Genomic DNA, 16913 nt, shown 5'->3' on the forward strand with positions numbered 1-16913 from the left:
TAATAAGTCCCCTATAGAAATGTAACTAAACGTGAACCAAGACGCAGCACTCGGGTAGTGTTTATGAGCGAATGTCGGCCTCGCGCCTCCGGTCTCGACCGTGGTATTGACATCCTCCTCCGCGTAAACGCGGAGGAATCCCGAGCGGTGGGAGTTTCAGGTTTCCAGTCCGATCACCGGACTACCACACCTTTCGGGCACGGGTAGTCCCACAGCGTCGATGTGGTGGACTGCTGGCGGTGCCAAGCCGCCGTTACCCCTATCCTCGACCATGTATGGCGTCCCAATGTTGTTTTTGCCACGGGGGCGCCAGCAGGCGTCAGCGGAGTTGGGGATATCGTGTCGCGTGCTTTGAGCGGTCGGCACAGACACACCCTTCGAGGATGTAGCGTTCACCGACTACCCTTTCAGATACTGTCTCGTTACGCGGGCGGACAGGCCGCCTCTGAAGGACGGTCCGGAATCCGCTCCGTTCCGACCGATTCCTACCTTCAGATAGAGCGGCCTGTCAATTAAATCTCCGTCTGTGAAACTCTGTACAGACGTTCGGCTAGTGGATAGCTTCCCACCATGTCGGCTTCATTACCCGCCTAAAGGCGGGTGTATTCGCCTTGCCGTCTCTATAACCGTGATCAGACACCGAGAACGGGCACTCGCCTGTCGGTGCTCACTCCTCGCTCTCGTACGTCTCGCCGACGGCGGAGGGGGTCCGCGTGGAGCCCCAGATCGTCAGGACGAGGATCACGCCGGCGTACGGGAACAGATTAACCAGCCTGTTCGGGACGTTGATGCCGACCGTCTGTAGCTGGATCTGTAACATGTCCAAGCCCCGAACACGAGCGCTGCGGCGGCCGCTCCGAGCGGGTTGTAGTTCCCAAACAGGTAGGCGGCGATGCCGATCCAGCCGCGGCCGCTGACCATCGTGTCACCGGTGCCGGTGAACGACCCCGCCTGTGCGAGCAGTACCGCGCCGCCGAGGCCGGCCATGACGCCGGAGAAGATCACTGCCGCGTATCGAACACGCGTCAGGTCGACGCCGGCCGTGTCGAGCGCTTCCGGGTTCTCCCCGGCCGCTTGGATCCAGTATCCGTACCTCGTGTCGTTGAGGAACTTCCACGCGGCCACGGCCACGACGGCCGTGATCATCACGAGCGGTGACGCGTCGAAGAGGATCCGACCGAGCACGGGGACGTCTGCGAGCACGGGGATAGCCAGGTTGTCGATGCTCTCGAGGCTCGGGCTGTTTCGGCTGTCCCAGACGAGCACCGCCATGAACGGCCCGAAGCCGAGCCCGACGAACCAGAGCGCCAACCCGGCGACGATCTGGTCCGCCTCGTATCTGATCAACAGGATCGCGAACAGCACTGCGAACGCGAGACTGACCAGCACCGAGGCGAGGATCGCGAGCCAGATATCGCTCTGCCCCGGATCGCCCCCGCTGATGATCCACATCGTCGTCGCCGCGGTCGCCGCCCCGAAGATCATGAACCCCTCGACGCCGATGTTGAAGACGCCGCTCTTCTCGGCGTAGAGACCGCCGATGGCCGTCAGCGCGATCGGTGTCGCGGCTTGAAGCGAGCGCTCCACGAACCCGATCGTGACGATCTCGACGATCGGTAGATCCAGCGCGACGGCCACCGCGACGGCCGCGGCGACGAGGGCGGCACCGTCCCCGATCCGGAGTCGGTTGCCGTCTGCGTAGCCCGCGAGACTCATCGGCGGTCACCCCCTACCCCGGTCCGCACGGCGGCCGTCCGGAACAGTTCCGGCACGGCGACGAAGAGGATGACGAGCCCGATGACCCCGTCGATGAGCTGTACCGGAAGGTCGGTGTAGATCCCGATGTGGGACCCGGCGGACTCGAGGCCGCCGAAAAGTAGTCCCGCCGGGACGATGCCGATCGGGTTGTTCGCGGCGAGCAGGCTCACGGCGATCGCGTCGAACCCGTACGTCCCGATGCCGCTCAGGTCGGTGTAGCAGCCTTGGATCATAATTGCGAACACCGCGCCGGCGATTCCCGCCACCACCTCCGAGAGGGTCATCGTCGAGACGACGGTCCGTTCGGCGTCGACGCCCGAGTACGTCGCCGCCGACTCCTGGTGGCCGCTCGTCACCATGTCGTATCCGAATCGGCTGCGCTCCACCACGACGGAGATCACGACGACGGTCGCGAGCGCGATTCCGGGCCCGACGATCGAGAAGCCGGAACTGTCGAACGCGACGCCGGGTAGGGAGACGTACTCCGGAATTCGCTCCGTGTTCGGGGCCGCGTTGCCTTCGCCGCGGAACGGGTTCTGGACCAGCCACCCCACCACCCCGACCGCGATGAAGTTCAACATGATTGGACGTGTCGCCAGCCTCCGGGCAGACGGCCTCAAGTGCCTATAGGACGAATGGTTCGTATGACTACGCAGCCCGAAGCTATCGCGGGCGTTGCGGACGTGGACTGTTCCGAAACGCGAGCGCTCGTGACCGGTTCGACGAGCGGCATCGGCCGCGCTGCGGCGCTCGCGTTGGGGCGTCTCGGTGCCGATGTCATCGTCCACGGTCGCGATCAGGAGGCCGGGGCGGCGGTCGTGAACGAACTCGACGCGCTCGGGTCAGACGGTCAGTTCGTTCGGGCCGATTTCGCTGACCCCGACGCCGTCCGAGAACTGGCCGCGACCGTCCGCCGGACGACTGACGGCCTTGACCTCCTCATCAACAACGCGGGCGGCTTCTTCCGAAGCGGGCGGCTCACCGACCTCGGCGTCGAGTACACGTTCCACGTCAACCACCTCAGCCCGTATCTGTTGACCGCGGAGCTGCTCGACCATCTCACCGCCGGCAGTCGAATCGTCACGACGGCCTCGGCCGCGCACCAGGGGACGTCACTGGACCTCTCGCGGGTTCAGACGCTCGACGAGTACTCTGGCATGTGGGCGTACAGCCACTCGAAGCTCGCGAATATTCTCTTCTCGAGTGAACTCGCTAGACGACTTGACGCCGCCGACCGGGACGTTGTCTCGAATAGCATCCATCCCGGTGCGATCCCGGGAAGCGGGTTCAGTCGGTTCCTCCCTGGACCGATCCCCCGCGTCCTCGAAGCGCTCGATGGTCTGCCGATCGTCACGAGCGTTGCCGAGGGGGCGGCCGAGATTCTGGTGCCCGCCCTCTCGCCGCGGACAGCGACGATCTCTGGACGATACTTCAGCGATCAACGGCCGACACAGCCGTCCGCTCCGGCACAGGGCACCTATGCGGCGCAGCGTCTCTGGAATGCGAGCGCGGATCTGCTCGGGATAGCTACGCCCCTCGCAGAAGGTGCCGAATGAACTGGGCGTTTGCGACAGTACGATATCCACTTCGTCTTTAGAAGCATTCAACAGAGCCACGTTTGCTAGCTGATAGAGGACCTTGGCGGCTGTGACCGATCATTGGTTGTTACTGTCGGTTTGTGATTTTGTGCTGACAAGAATTACAGACTTATTTTGATCGAAGGGCCTGACCGACCCAGTACACTGAACACAGATAGCTGGAAAGAGAGCTATCTCCCCAGACTGAATGACACAGCGAAGGCTGTCTACTTCAGAAACCGCAGGAAGACGCATGGGTTGGGGCGGATTCGAACCGCCGGCCTGCTCCGTGTGAAGGAGCCGTCATAACCTAGCTAGACCACCAACCCGCTCACTTCGAGGTATCCGACCTCCGGACTTAAGAGTTACCTTACGCGGAAAGTACATCCCGGACCCGCTCGGATCCCCCGCCGTGACCCACGAACTCCGGTTCCTCGAACGGGTCCGACAGAGCGTCGCGAGCCTCCTCCACGCGCCCCTGTCGCTCGTCGGGCTCTACGCCGAGCGCGAGACGCCGCGCGAGCAGTACGCGTTCACGCTCCGCGAGCCGTTTCCCCTCGTCGAAGCGCAGCTCCACCGGCTCGGGTTCGTCCGCAACCTCGTCTCCTCGCTGAAGTACCGCGACTACGAGACGCCGCCCGAGACGACCGTCGCGAGCTGGGCGTGGTACCCCGAGGGGGCGCTCGCCAGCGACGACCAGCTCCACCTCGCGCTGTACGTCGGCCCCGACCGCTCGACCACGGACGTGTACGCCCACTGGGAGCCGTCGTGGATCCGCCACCCGGTCCGGCACTACCGCGCGACGGAGGTCGACGCACAGCGGGGCATCGAACGGGTGCGGTCGCTGTTCGAAGAAGCGGGCATCGAGTACGCGGTGGTTCCCGCTGACGAACGGATCGGTGGGGACGAAACCGCCGGAGCGGAGCCGCCGATCCGATAGGACGCGGCGCGACTACTCGGCGGCGGTGTCCTTGCCGCGGTACTCCGCGACGCGCTTCCGGGCGGACGCGACCGCCTCGCGGGCCTCGCCCTCGGCGCGCTCTTCGAGGTCCTTCAGGTCCGCTTGGAGCTTGTCCAGCCGCGACGGCTCCGGTTCCTCGTCTTCCCGGCCGACGAGCTCCTTCACGCGGGCTTCGACCGGCTCTAACTCTTCTACCACGCCCGCCTTCGCGTGTTCGGCCGCCCGACCCAGGTAGTACCGCGCGTCTTCGAAGTGTTTGCTCATATCTGTCCCTTGGCCGAGGGCAGATATAACCTTTGTGGCGACTCGGCGGGGACAGTATTCGAAACGGCCGGCCTCACTCGCGCGCGCCCGGCGGGAGAGGGTCGGCGTGGTCCGCGATCGCCTCGGCGACGCGGTGCGGGTGTTCGTGGACGACCCAGTGGCTCGCCTCCTCTATCGCGAGCAGGCGACCGTCGGCGCAGCGGTCGACGCTCTCGTTGGCCAGTCGGCGCGCGAGGAACTGGTCCTGCGCGCCCCAGATCACGAGCGTCGGGACGGCCACCTCCCTCTTGATCGGCTCGGGGCGGTCGCGCACGATCGCGCGGTACCAGTTCACCATCGCCTCGAACGCGCCGTCGCGGTTCCACGCCCGGCGATACCGGCGCAGGTCCTCGTCGGTGAAGGTGCCGGGTGCGCTCGTGTCCCGCAGCGCGTTCGTCGCGAGCCGCCAGTTCCCCGCGCTGGCGACCGCCTCGGGCAGTTTCGGGAGCTGGAACGCGAGCATGTACCAGCTCTTGAGCCGCTGGTCCCACGACCCCCGGAGCGCCTCCTCGAACACCGTCGGATGCGGGACGTTGACCGCGACCAGCTCCGAGAGACGGTCCTCGTGGTGGAGAGCGAGCCACCACGCCACCGCGGCCCCCCAGTCGTGCCCCGCGACGGCGGCCGTCTCGCGGTCGTATGCGTCGATCAGGTCGACGACATCGCGCGAGAGTTCGCCGATCCGATAATCGCGCACCGCCGACGGCTTCGCCGAGAGGTTGTAGCCGCGCTGGTCGGGGACCACGACGCGGTAGCCGGCGTTCGCGAGCGGGACGACCGCCTCGTGCCAACCGTACCAGAACTCGGGGAACCCGTGGAGCAGCACGAGGAGCTTCCCGTCCTCCGGACCGGCCTCAACGGCGTGAAGTGTCGCACCGCTGGTCTCGATCGCCCTGGACTCGGCGGGGATCGACTCGGGAATCTCGTCGTCGGGGACCGACTCCGGCAGCGCCGCGGCGTCGACCGGTCCGCTCTGTGGCGTCTCGCGCATGGTCGGGTTGAGGAGCGGGACGGGCAAATAGCTACGCTCGACGCGGGCGCACACGGACCCACGGACTGCCGCGCTCCGGGAGATGGGAGGGATCGAAATCCTCAAACCGCTGGCAAACCGCATTTAAGTATACTCGTGACGCTCCGCGCGCCGCCGCCCGAGGCGCGGCCGCGGGGGGTCCGCCGCGTACTCTATGACATCCGATTCGTCGACCCGGACGGCCGCAGACCCCGGTACGCCGAGCGACGACGCGGCCGTCTCGAACGTCGTCCTCGTGACGGTTGACTCGCTGCGGGCGGACGCGGTCTCCCCGTACGACCCGGAGCGACGCTCGCCGGTGATCGACGGGCTCGCCGACGGGGGAACCGTGTTCGACCGCGCGTTCGCGACCGGCAACTGGACGCCGTTCTCGTTCCCGTCGATCCTCGCCTCGGAACCGGTGTTCACTCGGTCCGGTGACATCGGCGTCGACGAGTCGGTGACGCTCGCGGAGGTGCTCTCCGACGCCGGGATCGCGACCGGCGGCTTCAACGCCGCGAACGGATTCCTCACCGACCACTGGGGGTATCCCGACGGCTTCGACGAGTTCGAGCCGTTCGTCACCAGCGTCGGATCCAGCGTCTACAGCCGGTACCTCGCGGCCCACCCGACCGTCGAGGCGTGGATCCAGCTCGCGACCTCGCCCGTCCGTCGGCTCGGCTCGAAGTTCCGCGGCGACAGCGACGACCGCCCGTTCCTCGACGCCTCGCGCATGTTCGACGTCGAGGACGCCGCGACCGGGTTCGTCGACGACACCGACGAGCCGTTCTTCCTCTGGGTCCACTACATGGACACGCACACGCCGTACGTCCCCGCGCCGCGCTACATCCGCGAGGTGTCCGACGGTATCGTCGGCACGCACCAGATGCTCCACGCGCACGCCCGGACGAGCCTCGGCCTCGAAGTCGGCGAGCGGACGCTCAGCGAACTGCGGACGCTGTACCAGGCGACGGTGCGGCAGGTCGACGCCAGCGTCGGGCGACTGCTCGACGCCTTGGACGCCGCGGGCGTCCGCGACGACACCGCGGTGCTGCTCGCGGGGGACCACGGCGAGGAGTTCCAGGAACACGGCCACCTCGCCCACTACCCGAAGCTGTACGACGAGCTGATCCACGTTCCGTTCGTGGCCGACGTGCCCGGGCTCGACGGCGGCCACGTCGACGGCCACGTGGGCCTCGATGCGATCCCCCCAACGGTCGCGGACCTCCTCGGCGTCGATCCGGTGCCCGAGTGGCACGGCGAGTCGCTCCTGCCGGCGCTCCGCGGCGAGGAGAGGCGCTCCGGCGGCGGCGAGGAGACGCTCTCTGCCGCCGGAGAGGAGACGCCCTCCGACACCGTCGTCGATGCGCCGTCCGAGTCCGGCGGCGACGGTGACCGCGACGCTGCCGACCCCGTCGTCTCGGTGACCGTCCGGGGCGAGGACGTGACCCAGCAGCCGATCCCCCGGTCACTGTCCGACGGCGACCTGTTCGTCAGCGCGCGCGACGACGACTGGACGTACATCGAGAACGTCGACGCCGGCGACCGCGAGCTGTACCACCGTCCCACGGATCCAACCCAACAAGAGAACCTCGCGGTCGACCCCGACGCGGAGGGACAAGCAGTCATCGACCGGCTCGCCCCGGTCGTCGATTCCCACGCGAAACTGCTCCGCGAGCGCGGCGCCGCGGCGGAGGCGGCCGCCGCCGAGCGGGGCGACGACGAGGTCGACGAAGACCTCGAAGCTCGCCTCGAAGCGCTCGGGTATAAGTGATGCTTCGAGCGGTCCTCCGCGACCTCGCCAGCGGACCGATCGCGGTCCAGATGCGCCGGTTCGTCGTCGTCGGTGCGCTCACCGCAGGGCTCCAGCTCGCCCTGCTTTGGCTGTTCGTCGACACCGCGGGACTGAACTACATCGTCGGCGCGACGATCGCGATCGAGATCACGATCGTCTGCTCGTACGTCCTCAACAACGCGTGGACGTTCCGGGCGAGCCGGAACACGGGCGCCTCCGAGTACCTCGCCGGACTGCTGAAGACGAATTTGGTCCGCGGCACGGCGATTCCGATCCAGCTCGGCGTGCTCGCCGCGCTCGTCGAGTGGGCCGGGGTGATGTACCTGATCGCGAACGTGGCCGCGATCCTCGTCAGCGGACTCTACCGGTTCGTCCTCGACGCGCACTGGACGTGGGGCTGACCCCGGATCGCTCGTCTCGGGCCCCTCAGAAGGGGAGCCGCGGCTCGACGCGTTCGACGAGGTCGCGGACCGCCTCCTGCTTGTAGTACCCGACCGCGGACGCGGCGACGACGAGCGCGACGAGCGCCATCGCCGAGAGGAACCGGCCGCTCGCGAGTTGGCCCCCCGCGTACACGGTGAGGACGTACGCCGGAAGGCGACCGACCGCGATGACGGCCATGAACGTCGGTAGCGACCACTTGGTGAGGCCGCTCAGGAAGCAGATCGCGTCGTCGGGGAGGCCGGGAATGATGACGAACGCGAACAGCCCGGGAACGCCGACTGTGTCGACGAACCCGTCGAAGCGGGCGATCACGTCCTCGTGGATGACCCGCTCCACGAAGGTGCGCCCGTACCGCTTCGAGAGCGAGAAGGCTACCGCGCTCCCGATCAGCACGCCGGTGAGGCTGTACACCGTGCCCGCGAGCGGGCCGAAGAGGAACCCCGCGACCAGCGCGACGACCTGCCCTGGGATCGGGGCGACGATGACTTGGAGGGCCTGAAGGCCGATGAAGACGATGGGGGCGAAGATACCGAACTGGTCGAGCCACGTCCGGAGGGCCTCCGCGTTGGTGAGGAACCCTGCGTAGCGGCTCACGAGGACGTAGAGCCCGACCGCGAGGACCGCGACGCCGACCGCGGCCGCGATCCCTCGCCGGCGGTCCGCCCGCGAGGAGAAGAGTTTCATTCGTGTCGTAGCGGGTGACAGAGGGACTTCAACCTTACCACCCGGCGGATCCTCACGCCAACGGGTCCGCGCTCCAGTAGGCCATCCGCATCGGGACCCCCTCGTCGTCCCGGTGATCCGCGTCACCCGGCAGGAACCGTAGCTCGTCGACCGGCCGGCGGGCGACGACCGCCAGCCCGAGCGCGTCCACGGCGTCGTCGGCGGTGGGGTCCGCCTCCCTCACGGCGTCGGTGGGCTCGTCTGCGAGCCGTCGACAGACCCGACCGAGCGCGGCGCCCGGGTCGTCGAGGTGCCCGTCGAGCGCGCCGAGCCGCTCGCCGACGCCCGGGGCCGTGGTCTTCGAGTGGTCGAGCCGCCGGCCGTTGAGCCCGCGGAAGCACACCTCCGGGTGCGCCTCCATGACCGCCTCGCGCGCCGCCTCGTCCCGCCGGAGGAACGCGTCGACCTCGCCGACCGCCGGCGCGATGTGGTACGACTGTCGGCTGAGCCCCTTGCCGAGGTCGGCCCGGTTCCGCTCGCTCACCGCCTCGTAGTCAGCGCCGTCTCTGGCCGCTTCGCACGCGCCCCGCGAGGGGACGGGGAACACGCTGCTCGGACGCTCGGCGGCCGACCGCGCGGCCGAGTCGACGGCCTCGCGCTTCACCAGCGTCTCGGCGTCGTGGGGGAGACCGATCGGCACGTCGACCAGCAGCCGATCAACGCCGTCGTTCCACAGCGCTTCGAGGTCGCGTTCGAGGCGCGCGTCCGGCCCGCCGGTCCCGTCGAACACGACCGCGAGCCACGCGCCGCCCGCCCAGTCGACGCCCGCGACGGTGTCGGGTGTCATCGATCGATCGCTCGTTCCCGTGCCTATTCAATCGGCCCGGTCCGCGGACCGATCGCTCGGGGCACAGGGCCCTGCGAGGTGCGGTCGAAGCCGCGGCGTGGCCCGCTACGGCGAGACGGGTACGTCGTCTGTCACGGGAACCGCCGGGTCGACGGTCACGTCGAACCGGACGCCGCCGCTCGCGCTGTCGCCGACCGAGATGTCCCACCCGTGGGCGTCGGCGATTCGCTCGACGATAGTCAGCCCGAACCCGGTCCCGTCCGTGGCGGTCGTGTACCCCGCTTCGAACACGCTCTCGCAGTCCGTCTCGTCGAGCCCCGGCCCGTCGTCGGCGACGTAGAACCCGTCGGCGGACGCCCCGATCGTCACGGTCACGGGCGACCCGCAGTGGTCGTCGACGTTGCGGAAGAGATTCTCGAGGAGCCGCCGGATCCGGGAGCGGTCGCCGGAGACGGTGATCTCGTCGTCCACCACGTCGAGCGTGTCGGCCGGACAGCCGAACGGTTTCCAGGCCTCCGCGGCGAGCGCGCCGACGTCGACCGGCTCCGGCTCGGACACCGACTCGCCCTCCTTCGCGAGCGTGAGCAGCTCGCCGATCATCTGCTCCATCCGCTCGTGTTCCCGTTCGAGGGCCTCGAAGTGCGTCGCCTCGCTCTCGGCGCGAGCCATCTCCGCCGCCGTCTTCGCGTTCTGGAGCGGCGTCCGGAGGTCGTGCGACACGATCGACGTGAACTCGTCGAGCCGCTTGTTCTGTCTGATCAGCTCCTCGCGCTGCCGCTGTTCGCGCGTCGCGTCACGGAGGATCCCCACGGACCCGCGGAACTCGTCGTCGAACGGGAGCGCGGCCATGTGGTCGTAACACGGCACCGTCTCGCCGTCTTTCGTGTGGATGTCCACCCGGAACTGCTGCGTCTCCGGCCCCGCGCTGGAGACGATCGTCGCGAGCATGTCGTTCGCCCGCTGGACACCCTCGTCGGTCTTGATCTTGCCCGGCGGGCTGCCGATGATCGCCTCCCTGTCGTAGCCGACGAGGTCGAGGAACGCCTCGTTGACGTACTCGAACTCCGCCTCGGCGTTCACGACGTAGATCGGATAGTCGAGCGCCCGGAGGACCGTCGAGTACCGCTCCGACTCGATCTGGGCGCGGTACTCCGTCGCGGCGTGCTTGACCCGGTTGGCCAGGCGGCGGTGCTGGTCGGGGCCGCCCTTCTGGAGGTACCCGGTCACGCCGGCGTTGATCGCCTGCGCCGCGATCTCTTCGCTGCCCTTCCCCGTGTAGAGGATGAAGGGGAGGTCGGCGTAGTGATCGCGGACGGCGTCGAGCAGTTCGAGTCCGTCCGTCCCGGGCATCTCGTAGTCGCTCACGACGCAGTGGACGGACCGCTCGTCGAGCGTGTCGAGCACCGCGTCCGGACTGGCCACCGTGGTTATTTCGACGTCGCCGAGCTCCCGCTCGATGAAGGATTTGGTCAGGTCGAGAAACGCGGGATCGTCGTCGACATGTAAGACTTCGATCGACGCAGTGGCGGCTTCATTCGGGTTATCGATCGACATTCCAACTACCGATCAAGAGGGGTTCTAAACGGAAAAATATCTGGCTGTAGTGTCTCGTTTCGAGAAGCCGATCGGGGAGCTGTTCGACCGATCGTCCCGGATACCTTATACTTCAGATCACCGGCGACGGGACCGCGATTTCCGCCGTTTCGGCCTCCCCGCTGCGCCCGGGAAACACACGTCTCGGAACGCGGTGGTCGGGTGACATCCGCGGCGGAACACCGCGGCTTCACCGAAGGTAGGTACGCGTCAGTAGTCGGCGGAGAATGCGGGAGAAGTGGGCCGGCACGAATTTGAATCGTGGTTACGGCCACCCGAAGGCCGAAGGATACCAAGCTACCCCACCGGCCCGCACTCGACAGAAAGCCGTTCGTTCTTTTAATCCTTCCGAAAGGGGGGCGATCAAGACGGACCGGAGGGGGGAGGAGTCGATAGAATATCCAGTTCATCGACGCCAGACGCGGGTACCACGAAGCCCCAGTCGCGAGGACTCGATGCGCTCGTTGCGGTCCTCAGTCGCTCGTTTCACTCGCTCCCTGCGGTCCTTACGTCGCGCGTCTTCGTCCTCGCGACTGCCCCTTCGAGTCCCGTCCCGCACCGCAACCGCACCTCACGCCTCCCCAGCCTCGTCAGGCGCGTCCTGCGGGCTCCCTTCAGTCGCCCTCGTCGCGCCTGACTCCCTCGCGCGTCCTGACTCGCGCCCGTCGGGCGCTCGCAGGCACACGCCACCGCTGCCGCGCCATCAGTTATAAACCGTCGTCACCGTCCTCGTCCCCCGAGCCCGCCACCTCGAAGTACCGGCCCCGATGCTTCCGACAACCGGGATTGAACGCGGCGCCGCACGCCGGGCACGTATCGTCGCAGTCGAGGTACTCGCTCGCGGTCATCGTCGTCTCGCAGACGCCACACAGGACCGCCGGATCGTCGAAGCGGTCGCGGGGCCACGGGACCGCCTCGTGGTCGGTCGCGGCGTCGTGGCAGGCGTCGCAGGGGTAGTACGCCTCGCAGCAGCCGAACCGGAGCGCGACCACGTCGACGGGGTCGTCCCAGTGGGCGCAGCGCGTCTCGGGGTCGACGGCCACCCCGCGGAGTGGAACCGCGAACCGGGAGTCCGCGTCGGGCGCGGTCGTGGTCTCTCGGTCGGGCGGCGACGGGTCGCTGCCGGGGGGTGGTGCGGTCATCCGTCCCGCAGTCAGTAGCTGGCGTACCCGTCGGTGTCGAGCCAGTTGTGGACCACCGTGATCGCGTGGTCCGCGTGGAGCAGTTCGGGGCCGACCCGGAGCCGGCGGTCGGCGCGCTCGTCGACCGCAGCCGCCTCGTCCGGCGCGAAGTCGTGGTGGTCCGAGAGCACGAACACCGGATCTTCCGGCGGTTCGGCGTCGATGAGCGGGGCGCCGTCCTCGTGGAGCTGGACGAGCGTCCCGTCCGGGCCGCGGCCGTCCGCGCCGACGAGCCGGTCGAGCGTCGCGTCGAGCCCCATCCGGCGGAGTTCGACGCCCGGAGAGACGTCTGCGGGCATGTGGCCGATCGCCTCGTCTCGCGCGTCGAGCGCGTCGCGGACCCGCGCGGCGACGTTGCGCTCGTCGGGGTGGAGGTGCCGGAGCGCGTCAGAGTCGAAGGAGACGGTGAACTCGTCGGCGATCGCGAGGTGGACCCGGACGGACTCGCGGATGCCGTGCGAGAGGAAGACGCCGGCGCTCACGCACCGGCAGAGGAGGTCGAGCCGGCCGGCCCCGGGGATGTCGGACAGCGATATCGCGTCCGGATCGGTTGGCACGTCGCGGCCGATGACGACGAACTGGCGCATACCGGGCGGTCGCCCCCGATCGTCATAAGCCGTCCGACCCAACCGCCGCCGTGAGCCGCACTGGACTGTGCCAGATCTGCGAGGCGGCTACCGCGAGCCGCGCCTGCGACCGCTGCGGCCGCGCCGTCTGCGACGACCACTGGGACGAGACGGCCCGAGCCTGTACCGCCTGCGTCGCCGGGCGGCGCTAACGCGTCGCGACGCGACGGCTCAGCGGTGCCGGTTCAGCCGCTTCTTGAGTCGCTTCGCCGCGTCGCCCGCGGCGCCGAAGTACGTCGCCTCGTCGCCGGGCCGGCTCGACTCCTCGCCTGCGAAGATGATCCCGCGCGAGGAGTTCACGAGCCCGACGTCGACCGGGAGGTCCGGGCGCTCGGCGAGCCCGTGTTCGACCGCGGCCTCGGGGTCGCCCCCCTGCGCGCCGACGCCGGGAACGAGGAACGGGATCTCGGGGACGATCTCGCGGACCGTCTCCAGCTCCTCGGGCGTCGTCGCCCCCACGACGAGTCCGACGTTGTCGTTCGCGTTCCACACGCCCGCGAGCGCCGCGACGCGCTCGTACAGCGGCTCGCCGGAGGCGAGTTCGAGATCCTGGAGGTCCGCGCCGCCGGGGTTCGAGGTGCGACAGAGCGCGAACACGCCCTTGTCCGCGCGGTCGAGGAACGGCTGGAGCGAGTCGCGCCCGAGGTAGGGGTTCACCGTGATCGCGTCGACGTGGTCGAGCACCTCGGCGTACCGCCGCGCCGTGTTGCCGATGTCGCCGCGCTTCGCGTCGAGCAGGACGGGGACGCCCTTCCCCTCGGCGTACGCCGCGGTCTCGCGCAGCGCGCGCCAGCCGTCCGGATCCTCGTAGAACGCGGCGTTCGGCTTGTAGCAGGCGGCGTGCTCGTGGGTGGCGTCGATGATCCGGCGGTTGAACGCCCACCGCGGTAGATCGGCGTCGGCCACGGCGTCGGGGAGCCGGCTCGGGTCGGGGTCGAGCCCGACCGAGACGACGCTGTCGACGGCCTCGATCCGGTCCGCGAGCGCCTCGAAGAAGTCCATACGCGCCCTGTGTCGGCGGGCGAACTAATCGTTGCGTTCCGCGGTCGCTCACGCGTCTCCCGGTCGGGGGCGCCTCAACAGGAGCAGTAGTACTCGCGGTCGACGAACTCGGTCTCTAGCAGCTTCGCGGCCGGATCGGGGTCCGAGGGGCGGTAGACGCCCGCCGTCAGGTCGCCCTCGCGCTCGAACGCGCCGGAGACGAGCCGCCGCCAGTCGGCGGCCGACAGCTGGTCCCAGAACGCGTCGTCGCCCGCGAGCAGCGAGAGGTAGTCGCGAAGGTACACCCACCGCATCGGCTCGATTCCGGACGACTCGTAGGTCGCGTCGGTGACCGCCGCGTAGGCGGCCATCGGGAGGTTCGCGCCCGCGGCGACGGGCATCCCGATCCACTTCCACGGCCGGGTGTTGACGTCGAGCAGCAGGAACTCCTCGCGGTCGGCGTCGTAGACGAACTCCGCCTCGCTGATCCCGTGGTAGCCCGCGTCATCGAGGACGGCGAGCGCGTGCTCCCGGATCGCCGGCTCGTCCGCGGTCTCGACGAGACAGGAGGTGCCGAAGTTTCGCGGGTACCGGACCGCCGCGTTGCCGACCACCGCGAGCGCGTCGTCGCTCCCGGACGGGGGGACGTAGGAGGCCAGCGAGTGGTCCCGTCCCGCCGCGATGTCGACGCGCTTCTGGGCCATCACCGCGATGCCCTCGTCGGCCGCGGCCGCGACGACGTCCGCGAACTCCTCGCGGTCCGCGACCTCGATCACGTTGGTGCCGAACGCCTCCTCGAAGTCGCGCTTGAGTTCGGGTTTCACCACCAGCGGGAAGCCGAGCGCCGCCGCGGCCTCGTCGACGGTGGCGTCCGCCTCGCGGGTCCCGCTCGCCGCGGTCGCTTCGAGCCGGTACGTCTCCGGGTAGGGCACGCCGAGTTCCTCGCAGGTCGCGTACAGCTCGGACTTGTTCAGCACGTCGTCGAGCGTCTCGCTCCCGGCGAACGGGAGCCGGACGCCATCGGGGTCTGCCTCGGCGTACGACAGCGCCCACTCGTCCATGCAGCCGAACGCGACGGCCTCGGTGCCCGCCGCGTCGACGATCGCCTCCACGTCCTCGCGGAACCCGTCGAGGTCGTCGAGCGGGTACGTCACCGCCCCCGCGTAGTCGACCGCGTCAGAGGGGGGCGCGAGGCCGTCGTGTGCGACGGTCTCGGCCTCGGTGTCGGCGCCGTCGCCCGCGCGGTCGAGCGCGATGACGGGCACGTCGTGGGCGTCGAGGGCGCGCGCGACCCCGAGCCCGGTGATGTGCGCGTTGCTCACGAGCGCCGGCGGTCGGTCGAACTCGGCGGTCGCGAGCGCGTCGATCAGTCCCTCCGTGGACCGGAACCGGTCAGCCATACCTCGTCTCGTCGGTCGACGCATAAAAGCGCCCGACGTACCGGCTCGGTGTGCCCGTATCGGTGACGGGTGCGACGGGGCCGTCGGCGACGGGGCGATGCCCGGCTCGCGCGGGCGACGCGAGCGGCTTTTCAGGCCGCGTCACCTCCGGATAGGTATGACCGAAACCGAGGACGACGACGCCGACGCGGCCGACGAACTCCCCGGCCGAGTCCGGCGCGCGTTCGGCGACCACGGCTCGTTCGAGCGCGACGGCGACGGCTGGGTGTCGACGACGACCGCGTTCGACGGGCGCGTCCGGGCCGAGCCGGCCGGCGAGGGGCGCATCCGGTTCACCGTTACCGTTCGCGTGCCAATGCTTTCCGCCGCCACCGCCGACGAGGTCGCGGACGTGGTCGAGGACGGCTGGGTCGACACGTTCGAGCGCCGCGCCGTCGATGTCGGCGGCGTCACCCGCAAGGATCGGGATTTCGATCCGGCCGTCGAGCGCGACGACGACGAGATCGCGATCACCTACGCGCTCTCGGACATCAACGAGCGGCGGGGCGTCGACGACGCGGGCGCCCTGATCGACTTCGTCGAGGGCACGTACGTCCAAGGCGTGATCCCGGGCTACGAGTACACGGCACCCGTCTCGGACCTGCTCTCGGCCGCGCGACAGCAGGGCGGCGGCGGGCCCGTCTGAGGTCGATAGGGGGAAGTGTCGGGGGATCGTACGGCGACCATGCTCGCGCTGTTCGGGTTCGGCAGCCTCCTCGCGTTGGTCGCGTTCCACACGTTCCTCGCCGGGGTCGCGACCCGGTTCTTCCGGATTCAGCTTTCGACGTCGTGGGGGTCGATCCTGTACACGCTCGTGTTGACACCGATCCTGCTGCTCGTCTCGACGCTCGTCTTCACCGGCGCGCTCGGCGTCGGGACCGGGATCAACGTCGGGAGCTCGACGATCCTGCTGGCGCTTCTGATCGCGCTCCCGATGGCGCTCGGCGCCGCCATCGACTACCTCTACCTCACGCCGCCCGACGAGTACGAACTCCCGGACACGCGCTGAGAGGGCTCGACCGCGACGCCGTCAGCGGTCGACGAGCCCGGCCACGACCTCCTCGACCCGAGCGACCACGTCCTCGGGCGCCCGCGTCGCGTCGACCCGGTGGAACCGCCCGGGCTCGGCGTCGATCAGGCGCTCGTAGTTGTCGCGCACGGCCGCGAGGTAGCCGTCGCGCTCGAACTTGTCGGTTCGCCCGGCGCGCTCGGCCGCCGTCTCGGGGTCCAGGTCGAGGTAGATCGTCGCGTCCGGCGGGTGCGAGAACGCGGCGTGGATCCCGCGGACGTACTCCAGCGGCCGCTTGATATCCGCGTCGGTCCGTGCGAGCGTCGCCCCCTGATAGGCGAACCGCGAGTCCGAGTACCGGTCGGAGACGACCAGGTCGCCGTCCGCGAGCGCCGGTCGAACTGTCTCCGAGAGGTGGTTCGCGTGGTCGGCGGTGTAGAGGAACAGCTCCGCGAGCGGGTCGGCCTCCGAGTCGCCCATCGATCGGGCCACCGCCTCTCCGTACCAGCTGTCGGTCGGTTCGCGGGTGAACGTCGCGTCGGGGTACACGTCCTGGAGCGCCTCCCAGACCGTCGTCTTGCCGCTCCCGTCGAGCCCCTCCAGCGTGATCAGCATGGTGGCGTTCCGCCGCGGCGAGGAATAAACGGCGCGGGTCCGGTCCAGGGACCGGCCCTTCTCCCTCGCGTGCGGCGTTCGCATGCCTTTTTAGTGACCCCTCCGCGAACGG

The 16913-nt window shown here is 68.9% G+C and carries 17 protein-coding genes, 2 tRNA genes and 2 pseudogenes; 7 read left to right on the forward strand and 14 right to left on the reverse strand.

Annotation, left to right across the window (positions count from 1 at the left end; all coding sequences use genetic code 11):
* Positions 1-667 precede the first annotated feature (667 nt).
* A pseudogene (locus tag EXE47_RS06530) lies at positions 668-1716 on the reverse strand (ABC transporter permease).
* Positions 1713-2342: pseudogene (locus tag EXE47_RS06535) on the reverse strand (ABC transporter permease); the annotation flags it as partial. The pseudogenes EXE47_RS06530 and EXE47_RS06535, both read right to left, overlap by 4 nt.
* Positions 2343-2402: 60 nt before the next feature.
* On the opposite strand from EXE47_RS06535, the gene EXE47_RS06540 reads away from it, so the two are divergent.
* On the forward strand, positions 2403-3314 hold the full coding sequence (locus EXE47_RS06540) for an SDR family NAD(P)-dependent oxidoreductase (RefSeq protein ID WP_086219278.1): 912 nt from the start codon (positions 2403-2405) through the stop codon (positions 3312-3314).
* 275 nt (positions 3315-3589) lie between these two features.
* Here the strand turns inward: EXE47_RS06540 and EXE47_RS06545 are convergent.
* Positions 3590-3664: transfer RNA gene (locus EXE47_RS06545), tRNA-Val, on the reverse strand.
* A gap of 83 nt (positions 3665-3747) precedes the next feature.
* Here EXE47_RS06545 and EXE47_RS06550 point away from each other — a divergent pair.
* On the forward strand, positions 3748-4275 hold the full coding sequence (locus EXE47_RS06550) for a hypothetical protein (RefSeq protein WP_089308729.1): 528 nt from the start codon (positions 3748-3750) through the stop codon (positions 4273-4275).
* Positions 4276-4287: 12 nt separating this feature from the next.
* Here EXE47_RS06550 and EXE47_RS06555 read toward each other — a convergent pair whose 3' ends face one another.
* Positions 4288-4560 (reverse strand): hypothetical protein, encoded by a 273-nt coding sequence (locus tag EXE47_RS06555; RefSeq protein WP_089308730.1) that lies wholly within the window; start codon positions 4558-4560, stop codon positions 4288-4290.
* Positions 4561-4633: 73 nt separating this feature from the next.
* Positions 4634-5590, reverse strand: coding sequence for an alpha/beta fold hydrolase (locus EXE47_RS06560; RefSeq protein WP_089308731.1), 957 nt, complete (start codon positions 5588-5590; stop codon positions 4634-4636).
* Positions 5591-5783: 193 nt separating this feature from the next.
* Between EXE47_RS06560 and EXE47_RS06565 the strand changes: the two genes are divergently transcribed.
* Both EXE47_RS06565 and EXE47_RS06570 read left to right on the forward strand, forming a co-directional pair.
* On the forward strand, positions 5784-7382 hold the full coding sequence (locus tag EXE47_RS06565) for a sulfatase-like hydrolase/transferase (RefSeq protein WP_089308732.1): 1599 nt from the start codon (positions 5784-5786) through the stop codon (positions 7380-7382).
* Positions 7382-7804, forward strand: coding sequence for a GtrA family protein (locus EXE47_RS06570; protein WP_089308733.1), 423 nt, complete (start codon positions 7382-7384; stop codon positions 7802-7804). Before EXE47_RS06565 ends, EXE47_RS06570 begins: the two co-directional genes overlap by 1 nt.
* A gap of 25 nt (positions 7805-7829) precedes the next feature.
* On the opposite strand, the gene EXE47_RS06575 is transcribed toward EXE47_RS06570, so the two are convergent.
* From EXE47_RS06575 to trmY, 6 genes are all read right to left on the reverse strand, one after another.
* Positions 7830-8531, reverse strand: a complete 702-nt coding sequence (locus tag EXE47_RS06575) for a TVP38/TMEM64 family protein (RefSeq protein WP_049932921.1) — start codon at positions 8529-8531, stop codon at positions 7830-7832.
* 52 nt (positions 8532-8583) lie between these two features.
* A complete protein-coding gene (locus tag EXE47_RS06580; RefSeq protein ID WP_089308734.1) occupies positions 8584-9357 on the reverse strand; it encodes a DUF429 domain-containing protein in 774 nt (257 codons plus the stop codon).
* A gap of 105 nt (positions 9358-9462) precedes the next feature.
* Positions 9463-10911: a response regulator gene (locus EXE47_RS06585; protein ID WP_089308735.1), complete on the reverse strand. Its 1449-nt coding sequence runs from the start codon at positions 10909-10911 to the stop codon at positions 9463-9465.
* A gap of 278 nt (positions 10912-11189) precedes the next feature.
* Positions 11190-11262 (reverse strand) — tRNA-Pro (locus EXE47_RS06590).
* Between the two features lie 395 nt (positions 11263-11657).
* Entirely contained in the window at positions 11658-12092 is a 435-nt protein-coding gene (locus tag EXE47_RS06595; RefSeq protein ID WP_049932924.1) for a CHY zinc finger protein, read from the reverse strand.
* Positions 12093-12103: 11 nt separating this feature from the next.
* Positions 12104-12718 carry a tRNA (pseudouridine(54)-N(1))-methyltransferase TrmY gene (gene trmY / locus EXE47_RS06600; RefSeq protein ID WP_049932925.1) on the reverse strand — a complete coding sequence of 205 codons (615 nt, stop codon included), beginning with the start codon at positions 12716-12718 and terminating at the stop codon, positions 12104-12106.
* A gap of 50 nt (positions 12719-12768) precedes the next feature.
* Between trmY and EXE47_RS18685 the strand changes: the two genes are divergently transcribed.
* Positions 12769-12909 carry a hypothetical protein gene (locus EXE47_RS18685; RefSeq protein ID WP_167373098.1) on the forward strand — a complete coding sequence of 47 codons (141 nt, stop codon included), beginning with the start codon at positions 12769-12771 and terminating at the stop codon, positions 12907-12909.
* Between the two features lie 19 nt (positions 12910-12928).
* Here the strand turns inward: EXE47_RS18685 and pyrF are convergent, their stop codons facing one another.
* Both pyrF and EXE47_RS06610 read right to left on the reverse strand, forming a co-directional pair.
* Positions 12929-13759, reverse strand: coding sequence for an orotidine-5'-phosphate decarboxylase (pyrF, locus tag EXE47_RS06605; RefSeq protein ID WP_049932926.1), 831 nt, complete (start codon positions 13757-13759; stop codon positions 12929-12931).
* Positions 13760-13833: 74 nt separating this feature from the next.
* Entirely contained in the window at positions 13834-15138 is a 1305-nt protein-coding gene (locus EXE47_RS06610) for a carboxylate--amine ligase (RefSeq protein WP_049932927.1), read from the reverse strand.
* Positions 15139-15295: 157 nt separating this feature from the next.
* On the opposite strand from EXE47_RS06610, the gene EXE47_RS06615 reads away from it, so the two are divergent.
* Both EXE47_RS06615 and EXE47_RS06620 read left to right on the forward strand, forming a co-directional pair.
* Entirely contained in the window at positions 15296-15823 is a 528-nt protein-coding gene (locus EXE47_RS06615) for a DUF5813 family protein (RefSeq protein WP_049932928.1), read from the forward strand.
* A 39-nt stretch (positions 15824-15862) separates the two neighbouring features.
* Positions 15863-16186, forward strand: coding sequence for a hypothetical protein (locus EXE47_RS06620; protein ID WP_049932929.1), 324 nt, complete (start codon positions 15863-15865; stop codon positions 16184-16186).
* Between the two features lie 21 nt (positions 16187-16207).
* Here the strand turns inward: EXE47_RS06620 and tmk are convergent, their stop codons facing one another.
* Positions 16208-16801 carry a dTMP kinase gene (gene tmk / locus EXE47_RS06625; RefSeq protein WP_049932930.1) on the reverse strand — a complete coding sequence of 198 codons (594 nt, stop codon included), beginning with the start codon at positions 16799-16801 and terminating at the stop codon, positions 16208-16210.
* Positions 16802-16913: the final 112 nt, after the last annotated feature.

Source organism: Halorubrum sp. GN12_10-3_MGM (assembly GCF_005435235.1).
Classification (GTDB): Archaea; Halobacteriota; Halobacteria; order Halobacteriales; family Haloferacaceae; genus Halorubrum; species Halorubrum ezzemoulense.